General features: G+C 69.4%; 10 protein-coding genes and 1 tRNA gene. 1 reads left to right on the top strand and 10 read right to left on the bottom strand.

Annotation, left to right across the window (positions count from 1 at the left end):
* Positions 1-19: 19 nt before the first annotated feature.
* The 3 genes from FB473_RS10060 to FB473_RS10070 form a co-directional block, all read right to left on the bottom strand.
* Positions 20-1657 carry a GTPase gene (locus tag FB473_RS10060; protein WP_167166995.1) on the bottom strand — a complete coding sequence of 546 codons (1638 nt, stop codon included), beginning with the start codon at positions 1655-1657 and terminating at the stop codon, positions 20-22.
* Positions 1658-1661: 4 nt separating this feature from the next.
* Positions 1662-3518, bottom strand: coding sequence for a dynamin family protein (locus FB473_RS10065; RefSeq protein WP_167166997.1), 1857 nt, complete (start codon positions 3516-3518; stop codon positions 1662-1664).
* Positions 3519-3607: 89 nt separating this feature from the next.
* Positions 3608-5143 carry a PrsW family intramembrane metalloprotease gene (locus tag FB473_RS10070; RefSeq protein ID WP_167166999.1) on the bottom strand — a complete coding sequence of 512 codons (1536 nt, stop codon included), beginning with the start codon at positions 5141-5143 and terminating at the stop codon, positions 3608-3610.
* A gap of 123 nt (positions 5144-5266) precedes the next feature.
* On the opposite strand from FB473_RS10070, the gene FB473_RS10075 reads away from it, so the two are divergent.
* Entirely contained in the window at positions 5267-6025 is a 759-nt protein-coding gene (locus tag FB473_RS10075) for an amino acid ABC transporter ATP-binding protein (protein ID WP_341770086.1), read from the top strand.
* A gap of 25 nt (positions 6026-6050) precedes the next feature.
* Here the strand turns inward: FB473_RS10075 and ligD are convergent, their stop codons facing one another.
* The 7 genes from ligD to FB473_RS10110 all read right to left on the bottom strand — a co-directional run bounded on the left by ligD (position 6051) and on the right by FB473_RS10110 (position 11609).
* Positions 6051-7451, bottom strand: a complete 1401-nt coding sequence (gene ligD / locus FB473_RS10080) for a non-homologous end-joining DNA ligase (protein WP_167167004.1) — start codon at positions 7449-7451, stop codon at positions 6051-6053.
* A gap of 79 nt (positions 7452-7530) precedes the next feature.
* Positions 7531-7603, bottom strand: a tRNA-Arg gene (locus FB473_RS10085).
* A 79-nt stretch (positions 7604-7682) separates the two neighbouring features.
* Positions 7683-8018 (bottom strand): NifB/NifX family molybdenum-iron cluster-binding protein, encoded by a 336-nt coding sequence (locus FB473_RS10090; protein WP_167167006.1) that lies wholly within the window; start codon positions 8016-8018, stop codon positions 7683-7685.
* 101 nt (positions 8019-8119) lie between these two features.
* The gene (gene dprA / locus FB473_RS10095) at positions 8120-9265 is read right to left on the bottom strand and encodes a DNA-processing protein DprA (RefSeq protein ID WP_167167008.1); all 1146 of its coding nucleotides are present in this window, start codon (positions 9263-9265) and stop codon (positions 8120-8122) included.
* Positions 9262-10785, bottom strand: coding sequence for a YifB family Mg chelatase-like AAA ATPase (locus tag FB473_RS10100; RefSeq protein WP_167167010.1), 1524 nt, complete (start codon positions 10783-10785; stop codon positions 9262-9264). Before FB473_RS10100 ends, dprA begins: the two co-directional genes overlap by 4 nt.
* Complete coding sequence (locus tag FB473_RS10105) at positions 10782-11165, bottom strand: YraN family protein (RefSeq protein WP_167167012.1); 384 nt, start codon at positions 11163-11165, stop codon at positions 10782-10784. Before FB473_RS10105 ends, FB473_RS10100 begins: the two co-directional genes overlap by 4 nt.
* Positions 11166-11297: 132 nt before the next feature.
* Entirely contained in the window at positions 11298-11609 is a 312-nt protein-coding gene (locus FB473_RS10110; RefSeq protein WP_167167014.1) for a DUF2469 domain-containing protein, read from the bottom strand.
* Positions 11610-11616: the final 7 nt, after the last annotated feature.

The following is an 11616-nucleotide window of genomic DNA, read 5'->3' on the forward strand; positions in this document are numbered from 1 at the left end:
GGAAAACTCCACCGGCCCCTCAGCCGATCGCCTTCGTCACCTCGTCGCGCGCAGTGGTGAACCGCTTGAGTTCCAGATTCACCGGCCCGACCACGAGTTCGTCGGCGACCCTGGCCACCGACCGCGTGAGCACACGCTCGGCGCGTGCGGCCCTCGACCGGGCGCCCAGTTCGACGCCGACTCGCGCCACCAGCCCGACCAGCACGCCTGCCGCCACCCCACCCAGCAGAAGCACGGTCGGCAGAGGCAGACGTCCGACCGCGACGCGGGGGATCGTGGGCAACTGCAGGTAGGCCAGCACCACATCGGCCAGCAACCACAGGCCGCCGACGAGTGCCACCACGAAGATGATCCACTGGACGACACTGACCGCCCGCCACCAGCCGAGCCCCTGATCCATCCCGAGGTCTGTGGTGGCCACGGCCCGATCGAGGCGATCGGGCAGATCACCCCGGCGTGAGGTCGTGGTTTCCCGCACCGCACGCGCCCACGAGTCCGGCAGGCCCTGGGAAGCCGCCCCCGCCACGTCCCGCAGGGCGGAGTCGACGCGAGCCATCTGTACCCCGCCCGCGGAAGGAAGACTCGTCCGTTGTACGGTGACCGGCTCCGGCTCGAGCGCCCGTCTCGAGCGCCCGCGCCCCGAACCGCCCCGATCGAGGTGCAGCAGTCTCAGCGGGTCGGGCCGGAACCTGCCCAACCATGCGATCACGGGCCAACCGGTCGCGATCGACCCGCGATGCCGCGTCGCCTTGAGCACCGCCTCCTGGACCATGTCCACTCCGGCAGCCACTGCCAGCGAGTCGCTCAGCTGCCGGACGCGCGCGTCCGGTACCTGCTCGGGCACGCGTCCGTCGCCGAGCGTCGCCCGAAGCCGGCGTCCCGCACCCACGACATCGGCGGTGAGCCGCTGCGCAGCCACCTGTTTGTCCCTCACCGACGCGGCGATGGTCTTCCGCAGTGCCTCGACGCCCATGCCCGTGAGCGCGGATGCGGCCACGCAGGGAGTCGCGGACAATCCCTCGGAGTCCAGCAGCCGCCGCAGGTCACGCATCGTCGTGCGCAACTGGTCGGGAGTCAGCCGGTCGGCCTGATTCAGCACGACCAGCATCACGTCGGCGTGATCGGCGAGAGGCTTCAGGTAGTTGTTGTGCAGAGCGGCATCCGCGTACTTCTGGGGATCGACCACCCACACGAACATGTCGACCAGCCGAACGAGCCGGTCGACCTCGGCGCGGTGGGTGAGTTCGGTCGAGTCGTGATCCGGCAGATCCATGAGGAGCAGCCCGTTGAACGCGGAATCGTCGCCTCGTACGACGTGACGACGCGGCACGTCCAACCAGTCGAGCAGCTTGTTCGGCAGTTCGGTGCCCCAGTACGCGGCCATCGACCTGCTCGTCGTCGGGCGTCGCAGCCCGGTCTCGGCGAGCCTGGTGCCCGAGATCGCGTTGAACAGGCTCGACTTGCCCGAGCCTGTGGCTCCCGCCAGTGCGATCACCGTGTCGCCGCCCGCGAAGGCCAGGCGGGCATCCGCCTGCTGCGTCACGCGCCGAGCCTCGGCCACGGCAACGTCGTCGACGCGCCCCTCGGCCAGGTCCGCGGCCGCAGCCAGGCTGTGCACACGCATGGCAAGGTTGGACGCCGGGTCACGTTTGGCCATCAGCTCATCCTCGCTCTTCTTCGTCGTTCACCAGCTCCGCTTCCACGTACTCCGCGCCTTGTGCATCGGCCACGGAGTTGAGCTGGACCCTCGTCTGCGGTGCCGCCAGCTGAGGGGGTTCCTCGCGCCCCACGAGCTCGGGCCGAGTGCCCGCGCCCCCCGAGGACGCACCGGGCGCCGAGGCGAGATGCGCCGCCTCCACGCCCGCTATCGCCGAGCGAAGGACAACCGCCTGCTCGCGGTCGATGGGCAGCGCATCAAGTGCACGAGAATACCGGACGAGCTCGGAGGCCATGAGCCCCTCGACCCGGGCGTCGAGCTCGCTCTTGGCGGTCCTCGCGAGGCGGCGCACCGCTTCGTCCCCGAAGACCGACTCCAGCAAGCGCTGCGCGAGCACCGACGTGCCGATCGCCACCCCGCCCTCGGCTCCTGTGAGCCCACCGGTCTGGAAGAAGATGACGAGCATCAGCGCCGCGCCCAGTCCGTTGACGCCATATGCCGCGATGCGTGCCGCCGAGCGCTTTCCTTTGCCCTCTTCCCCGACGAGGTGCAGCACATCGGACTGCCATTCGCGGATCGTCCGCGCGGCGGCCTCGGCGAACACCTCGCTCGGCCGGGTCAACTCGGGGTGCGTGCGCAGGATCTGGCGTCCGGCGGGATTCCCCTGCCAGGCGGAGGTCGCTCGTTCGGCCGCAGCGGTGCCCTCTTCGAGGATGAGAGCCTCCAGCCCGCCGGCCGCCGCCACACCCACCTGCTCCCCACGCTGGACGCTGCCGGTGAGAAAGCCCTGGATCCGATCGCGTATCCGGCTCACCTGGCTGTCCAGAGAGCGCAGGAGATCGCTCGAGCCCACGTAGTCGTGCCAACGCGACAGCACCTCACCGCGTAGAAGGGTGCCGTCGGCCGACTGCACCGACACGGCCCGGCTGGCCTCGGCGAACGACTTGGTCGCGTCGCTCGCCAACTGATCACGCACGTCGGCCTGTGCGTCCACGGCGTCGGCGACCTGTGGTGCACGCCCGGCCACCGACGAGACGGCCCCGTCGAGAGTCCGCAGGACGACCCTCTCCCTGGCGCTCTTGTCGGCGGCGAGGGTCGCAAGATAGGTACGGATGGCCGCGACCGCCGCGTCCGGCAGCAGGCCCAGATCATCGACGACGGTCTCGGGCACCGCGAACAGCGGGGCCTCCGCGAGCCCCCGCTCGGTCATCATCTTCCCGAGATCCGTCGGGACGACGCCCACCGCGGCGGGCGGGACACGATCGAGGACGACCGCGACCGAGGCGCCACGATCGGCGGCGGTCTGCAGGAACTCCCACGGCACCGCGTCCGCATAGCGCGCGGCCGAAGTGATGAACAGCCACAGATCGGCGGCATCCAGCAGCTGGCTGGCCAGGGCGCGGTTCTCCTCCACGACCGAGTCGATGTCGGGTGCGTCCAGAATCGCCAGGCCAGGAGGCAGGGTCGGCTCGGCGACAAGGTGAAGCGCCTGGTCGGCGTTGCTGGCCACCCGCGAGCGCACCAGACCCGGCAGGATCCGGTCGTTCGCGAACCACCGCTCGTCCTCGGGGTTGTGAACCAGGACAGGTGATCTGGTCGTGGGCCGGATCACCCCGGGTTGGGAGACCACCCGGCCGATGAGCGAGTTGACCAACGTCGACTTCCCGGCTCCGGTCGAGCCCCCGACCACCGCCAGCAGAGGAGCGTCCAGGTCGACCAGGCGTGGAAGGACGTAGTCGTCCAACTGGGCGACGATCTGACGCGCGGACGCGGTCGCCTGCGCCGCGTCCGGGAGATCCAGCGGAAGCCGCACATCGTCGAGAGCCGAGCGTAGAGCCGTCAGCGAACCGGCCAGATCCATGGGCTCACCCCTCCCGTCGCGCTGCCCCTCTTGTCACACTCTGGCACCTTGACCCCACTCGAGGCACCATCCCCGCCGGTGAGGCGCCATCAACGGGTGGGAGCCGGCCAGTTTCCGGCCCCGACAGGCGTCGCGGACTGAGGCGGAGGCGCCCACTGCCCGTTCTTCTCCCGCCGTGCGGTCCGGACCTGGCGCCGACGCTCACGGAACGCGGCCCAACGCTGACCCCACTCCGGCGGGACGATGCGCAGTCCCTCGTTGCGGTCGAGGCCCCAGACCCGGGCGGCGTCGACGTCGAGGATGAGCTCACGCTCGCGCTCCACCGCCATCGCGTCGATCGTCCCGCGCAACTCGGCGTCCCTCACATAGGCCAGTTCCGTCAGGTCGCGCTGCAGACGCAACGTGTTCGCCAGCACCCGCGGCCCACGCAGGGACGCCGCCAGGGTGAGACGCCAGCGGCCGAAGAAGCTGCTGAACACCTTCGGGTCGTCCGGGGTCAGCCACCCCGCCTGGACGAACTCGGAAAGCCTGGCCCCGATGGTACGGACCTGGTGAACATAGCGGAAGCCCAAGTAGACCAGGATGGCCGCGACCGCGACCCAGCCACCGATCAGAAGGGGCGCGATGCTGTCGGACATCGAGGACAGCCCGTTGAACGCCATGTGCCCGAAGGCCGCCGTCAGGTATCCGGCGGCGGGCGCGAGGACCCGCACGAGCTTGCTGCGGTTAACGATCGCCACGGTCATCCCCAGCGCGGTCATGGAGGTGAACAGCGGATGCCCGAACGACAGCACCACACCTCGCAGGCTGACGATGCTGGAGAGTTCCTGATCGGGATCCACCTGGTAGATCGTGCTCGCGTACAGGAAGGTACGGAGGTAGTAGACGACGTTCTCGGTGAACGCGAAGCCGACCGCCGACAGTCCCGCCAGCGTGAATACCTGATGGACGCCCACCATGCGCCGCCGCATGAGGATCGCCAGGAAGAACAGGATGGTCGCCTTGGCGGCCTCTTCGACGAACGGTGCCGAGAAGATGGCCGCCCGGGTGCCCTGTGCGGCGTCGACCGGCCCCTCGGCGCGCATGAGTTCCCCGGCCCAGGTGTTGAGGTGCAGCGAGATGAGGACGGCCATGCATGCGCCCCAGCCGAGCGCCAGCAGCTTCATCGTCCAGGTGGTCGGGCGCAGTCGATCGATGAGGACGAACAGCACCACGTAGGCCAGCAGGGTCAACGCGGCCGGCCGGATCACGATGCCGTACGCCTCGTTGACCTGCGCCCAGGTGAGGATCGTGGGCTGCCCGTAAGCGTCCTGGGTGACCGCGGCGACTTCCTGGATGACGCCGCTGCCGATCGTCCGGTAGACGCTGAACAGCGCCAGCGTGTACACCATGACCAGCACGATCGTCGCCCACACGTAGTGGGGGTAGCGATCGAGCACTCCCCGGCGCTGACCGACACGGGCCAGCAGACCGTTGCGCCGCCGCCGGTACCGGGACGCGTGATCGAGCCCGGCCTGCCCCAGACCCTCAGGAGCCTTCGTGACGCGATCCGCGGCGCCACGACCGGTCGCACGGACGGGTGCCGCCGAGGCCGGTGGGCGCCAGGTGTTGGCGTCAGCAGTCATGGCCGCAAGACTACCGCGCCCCACTGGCAGGAATCCGTTCCTCGGTCGCGGCGGGAACCGCCACGGGGTTCAATGGATACGAGACGGGCGACTGGGACGAGCGCTCGCCGGAAAGGCCGGACCGTGATCCAGACCGACGCCGCCAGCACTAGCAGGACGATCCTCGAGGTGCGAGACCTGCGCAAGAACTTCGGCGACGAGCAGGTGCTGCGAGGCATCGACACCCGCGTGGCAGAGGGTGAGGTGGTGTGCGTGATCGGCCCGTCGGGCTCGGGCAAGTCGACGTTCCTGCGGTGCCTCAACCGACTGGAGGTGCCCACCAGCGGCCAGGTGCTTCTCGACGGACGCGACATCGGTGCCGCGAACGTCGATCTCCCCACGATCCGCCAGGCGATCGGCATGGTGTTCCAGCACCTGTTCCTGTTCCCGAACCTGACCGTCGCCGAGAACATCATGCTCGCGCCCGTGGAGCTGAAACGCATGACCAGGGACGAGGCCCGGCGCACCGCCGAGGATCTGCTGGTGCGCGTCCATCTGGCCGACAAGGCCGATCACCGACCGGCCGATCTGTCGGGTGGGCAGCAGCAACGAGTCGCCATCGCCCGGGCGCTGGCCCTGGAGCCGCAGGTGATGCTGTTCGACGAGGCCACCAGCGCCCTGGACCCCGCGATGGCCGGCGAGGTGCTCGACACCGTCAAGGAACTGGCCCACCAGGGCATGACGATGATCCTCGTGACGCACGAGATGGGGTTCGCCCGCGAGGTCAGCGACCGCGTGCTCTTCTTGGCCGGCGGCGTCATCGTCGAGGAGGGCACACCGGCCCAGGTGCTGGAAAGACCCGTGCAGGCGCGGACCAGGGACTTCTTGTCCAAGGTGCTGTGAACGCTCGGGGATTCCCGCGACCGCCTCACCGGGCGACCCGGTCACCGTCCATCAGGTGGACGAGCCAGTTCCTCGCGTCGCCGTCCAGCTTGGTGCCGATCAGGGCGTAGCGGCGTGGGACGCCGCCGAGCCCGCCGCCCGGGCGACCGTGGAGGGTCACGATGACCTCCTCGCCGTCACGCCATTTCTCGAGGTCGTAGGTGCCCGCGTCCCAGATCGTCACCCGTCCCGCGCCGTACTGGCCGTCCGGGATGACGCCCTCGAAGGAGCCGTACTCGACGGGATGGTCCTCGGTCTGCACCGCGAGGTGATTGTCGCCGGGATCGAGCGGCAGGCCCTTGGGCAGTGCCCACGACACCAGGACGCCCGCGTGCTCCAACCGGAAGTCCCAGTGGAGACGCCGGGCGTGGTGCTCCTGAACGACGAAGACAGGTGTCACGTGTGAGCCAGGCGTCTCCCCTGCGACCGGGACGGGCTCCGGGGTGCGGGCGGCGTCCCGCTTCGAGCGATAGGCGGCCAGACGGTCCCGGCTGAAGGCCCCGTCCGGCAGGAGCACTGCCATCGGGTCCCCGATGGTGTTCAGTCGCTCGATCACCTCGGGGAACTCGAGTTGTGCCAGACCGGGGCGCAGTTCCTCCCACGTGCGGGGCGCGGCGACCGTGGGATGGTGACGCCCGCGCAACGAGTAGGGCGCGATCGTCGTCTTGCTGCCGTTGTTCTGGCTCCAGTCGACGAGCACCTTGCCGACTCGCAGTGCCTTGGTCATCGTGCTGGTCACCAGGTCGGGACGGGCGGCCTCGAGCGCTCCGGCGAGTTCGCGGGCGACCTCGGTCGCCTGCGCGGCGGTCTGTGTGCCGCCGAGGCCGGCATAGATGTGTATCCCCTTGCTGCCGCTGGTGACCGGAACACTCACGAGCCCCATGCCGTCGAGGATCTCGTGGGCGAGGTGAGCCGTCTCCACGCACTCGGGCAGCGCCGCACCCTCGCCTGGGTCCAGATCCAGTACCAGCCGATCGGGGTTGTGGACGCCACCGCGCGGACCAAAGCGCCACTGTGGGGTATGGATCTCGAGCGCGGCCAACTGAGCCAGCCAGACGAGTGTGGCCGCGTCGTCCACCAGCGGGTAGGTCGACGTGCCGTCCTTGTGCTCGATCGGGCGCGTGTGAACCCACTCGGGGGTGGCACCGGGCTCCAGGTTCTTGTGGAAGAACACTTCGCCGGGGCGCTCCGCCGTCCCCACGCCGTTCACCCACCGTTTGCGCGTCGCCGGTCTGCCGTGTGCATGGGGGACGAACCACGGCGCCACTCCGCGGTAGTAGGCGATGACCTCACCCTTGGTGGTGCCCGTGGCCGGGTACATCACCTTGTCGAGGTTCGTCACCTCGATGAGCCGACCGTCCACCTCCACCTGTGTGCGCAGGGCCATGGCGACAGTGTGACACCCGTGGCAGGCGGACGCGGGCACTCCGCGGTTTCACACACCGATCCGGCTCCCGGGAATGGGGCGCCTCCGGCGGGGATCGAACCCGCGGCCAGCCGCTTAGAAGGCGGATGCTCTGTCCACTGAGCTACGGAGGCAGCACAAGCCTAATGCCAGCGTCCTGTTCAGCCCCAGCCGCATCGAGCCCGGCGGACACTCGGTGGGAAGCCGGGACGCCTACTGGTCCAGGCGCGCCGCCGCCAGGACGGCCTCGCGCGCATCCATCCGGGGCACCTGCACCAGGCTCAGGCCCAGCTTGTCCAGCGTCCGCAGCATTCCGGGGCCCGCCCCCATGAGCAGCACTCGCTCCACCTTGTTGTCACGCATGAAACGCACGACACGCGCGTGGTGCTGTCCCTCGCTCCCCTCGTCGTGGAGGACGTCCCAACCCACCTCGTGCACCTGCCATTCGGCGACGACGCCGTCTTCCACGGTGGCGACCGCCATCGCCGGAGCACGCCCGAACCGGGGGTCGACATCGCCCTCGGGAGTAACAGGAACTGTAAGAATCATGCTTTCCATTTCAACCCATCGCGCAACCCTTTGCATACCTCCTTGTCCAACCCGATTGACGGCTGTCAACCTCCGCTGCTGGTGCTCTCGGATCCGGCAGTTCAGCCCCGGATCCGGTCGACCGGACGACGCAGCCGCCACATCCCCGACTCGTCGCGTCTCACCAACCCGAGCACCTCGAGTTCCGTGAGCGCACCCATCACGTCCGCGATCGACAGCCCGCAGCGTGCCGCGATCTCCCCCGAAGCCACCGCGCCGCCGCCCGGCAGCGCCTCCCGTACGCGCAGCAATCTCGGATCGACCAGGTCGAGCGGCCGGTCGGGTCCCCGGTCGAGCGGCTCGGGGACGGTGCCGAGCGGAGCCAACAGGGCCATGACATCGACGGCGTCCGTGACAAGGCTGGCCTGCCCATCGGTGACCATCCGATGGCAACCGGCCGACATCGCGGAATGCACCGACCCCGGCACCGCCATCACCACACGTCCCAAGGAGGCCGCCCAGGAGGCGGTGTTGCGAGCGCCTGAGCGCAATGCGGCCTCGACCACGAGGGTCCCTCCGGACAACGCGGCGATCAGCCGGTTGCGAGCGAGGAAACCGGCACGGGTCGGGCGGACATCGGGCGGCACTTCCGAAACCACGAGCTGGTCGCACGCGAGTTGTTCGAACAGGCGACTGTTCCCGCGCGGATAGGGCTCGTCCAGCCCGCCGGCGTACACCGCGATGGTTCGTCCGCCGACGGCCAGGGCGCCGCGGTGGGCTGCCGCATCGATTCCGTAGGCTCCTCCGGACAGGATCGTCACAGCCTCGTCCTCCGGGGCCGAGAGCCGGGCGGACAGGTCCGTCGCGACCGCCTCACCGTACGGGGTAGCAGCGCGGGCTCCGACGACGGCCAGGCTGACGTCCACCCAGGCGTCCAAGCGACCCCGCCCCCTCACCCACAGCCCCAGGGGTGCACCTCCCATGCCGCCGACGGGCTCCGAAACATCGAGGTCGGACAGGACGCCCGGCCATTCCTCGTCGCCCGGGACGAGGAAGCGCAGTCCGACAGCGTCCGAGCGGTCGGCCAGCGCGTGGTCGTCGATGCCCGTCGCGCGTCTGCCCCAGGTGCTCTCCGCCACCGCCCGGATGGCGGCGAGAGTCTCCACGGCCCCATGGGCCGCCACCAGTGGGCCGATACGCGGATCGCCGGGCCCCACCACGTGGGCGAGCACCGCACGGGCGAGTCTCTGATCATCCCACCTGGTCATGCTGCACACCCCCAGGCTCCCTGCCGCAGACCCAGAGCCATGGCGAGGTCGGTTCGGGTCACCTTCCCGCCGCCGCGAAGGTCTGCCACCGTCCAGGCGATCCTCATCACCTTGTCGACGCCGCGCGCGCTGAGCCTGGCATGCGACACCGCTTCGTCCAACAGCGACATCCCCTGGGGAGCCGGCAGTGTGCGGAGGAAGTAGCCGGGGACCTCGGCGTTCGACCGCCAGGGAGTGTCTGCCAGGCGTTGCTGCTGGCGGAGCCTGGCCTCGCTGACCCGGCCCGCCACCGTGGCTGTCGGATCCCCCGGGGACGACTGCGACAGTGCCGCGATGGCGGGCAGCATCTGATGGTGGATGTCGATTCGGTCGAGCACCGGGCCCGACAGCCGCTCGTTGTAGCGGCGGATGCTCATGGGGGTGCACGAACAGGCGCCACGCACCCCGGTCATGCCACAAGGGCATGGGTTGGCCGCCAGGACGAGTTGGAATCGCGCCGGATACCGCACCTGCCCACTCGACCGGGCGATGGTCACCTCACCGGTCTCCATGGGCGTGCGCAACGCGTCCAGCACCCGTGCACTGAACTCAGGGGCCTCGTCGAGGAACAGGATCCCGCGATGCGCCAGCGAGATTGCACCCGGTCGGGCCAACCTCGCCCCTCCCCCGATGAGCGCCGCCATGGACGCGTTGTGGTGGGGGCTGGCAAACGGGGGACGACGGATCAGACCCGCATGAAGCACCGCCCCCGCCAAGGAGTGGACCGCGGAGACCTCCAGCGCTTGGTCGTCGGTCAGGTCGGGAAGCAGGCCCGGCAGCCGTTCGGCCAACATCGACTTGCCGACGCCGGGCGAGCCGTGCAGGAAAAGGTGATGTCCGCCCGCGGCGGCGACCTCGAGCGCCCAGCACGCCTCCGGCTGCCCACGGACATCCGCCAGGTCGGGCTCGGGCCCGACAGGCCCAGCGCATTCCCGGGACGCCGCCGGTGTCTCCTGTCCGAGGACGGGCCGTCCGTGCAGCACCTCGACGAGATCGTCCAGGCAGGAGACGCCCCATACGGTCATGCCTGTCACCAGGCGTGCCTCGTTCACTTGCCGGGAGGGGACGATGGCAGTCGCCAGCCCCGCCGTCCGCGCGGCCATCATGGCCGGCAGGATGCCACGCACCGGACGCACCCGCCCGTCCAGACCGAGTTCTCCCAGCATGACCGAGGTCGACATGACCTGGCCGGGAACGACTCCGGAGCATCCGAGCACCGCGGCCACGATCGCCAGGTCGTAGTGACTGCCCGCCTTCGGCAGACTGGCGGGAGTCAGGTTTATCGTCAGCAACTGGTTCGGCCAGCTGAGCCCCGCCCCGGCCACTGCGGCCCGGCATCGATCACGCGCCTCGTAGAGTGCCGCGTCCGGAAGACCGACCAGGACGGTACGCGGAAGGCCCGCGCCGACCGCCGCCTCGACCTCGACCAGCGTGCCGTCCATGCCCAGCAGGGCGACCGACCATGCGCTCGCCATGGTCATGCGATGCCCCTCACGTGCCGCAACCGGGAAACCTCGCCTCGCACCTTCACGATGCCGATGGCGTCGATCCGCAACCCACCGAGCCTCAGCCCGCATTGCTGCCGCCAGGACGCCGCCAGGCGGCGCAGACGAGCGAGCTTCTGCTCCGTGATGGCCTCCAGGGGATCACCGAAACCGGTGCCCGCACGGCACTTGACCTCCACCACCACCCCGGTCGGCGCGCCATCCGGGTTCGGCTCCAGGGCCAGGATGTCCAACTCTCCCAGCGGGCACCGCCAGTTACGGTCCACCACCCGCCACCCCAACCGTTCCAGGTGCTCCGCCGCTCGCCGTTCACCCCAAGCACCCAGGCCACCGCGGCCGTCATCGATTCCGGTCATGCAGACCCCTCCTTTCACAGGAGGGTTGTGGGCGAGTTTCCGGGGTGGGGCTCACTATCCACAGGCCCGTTGTCCACAGGCACTTCTCACACGGTCATACGCCGGGTGACTGTCCCGGACGACCGGAAGAGTTCAGTTGCGGTCCGGGATCTCAAGGTCGCGGTGCTGGATCTCCTCGATCGACACGTCGCGGAACGTCAGCACCTTCGCCGACTTCACGAACCGGGCGGGACGATACATGTCCCACACCCAGGCGTCCCCCATGGACACCTCGTAGTACACGTCGCCACCCTCGGTGCGCACCTTCAGGTCTACGGCGTTGCACAGGTAGAAGCGTCGCTCGGTCTCCACCGCGTAGGTGAAGATGTCAACCACGTCCTTGTACTCGCGGTACAAGTCGAGCTCAAGCTTGCTCTCGTAGTCCTCTAGGTCGTCGGCGCTCATGGTGAAG

Origin of the sequence: Brooklawnia cerclae (assembly GCF_011758645.1) — a bacterium.
Classification (GTDB): domain Bacteria; phylum Actinomycetota; class Actinomycetes; order Propionibacteriales; family Propionibacteriaceae; genus Brooklawnia; species Brooklawnia cerclae.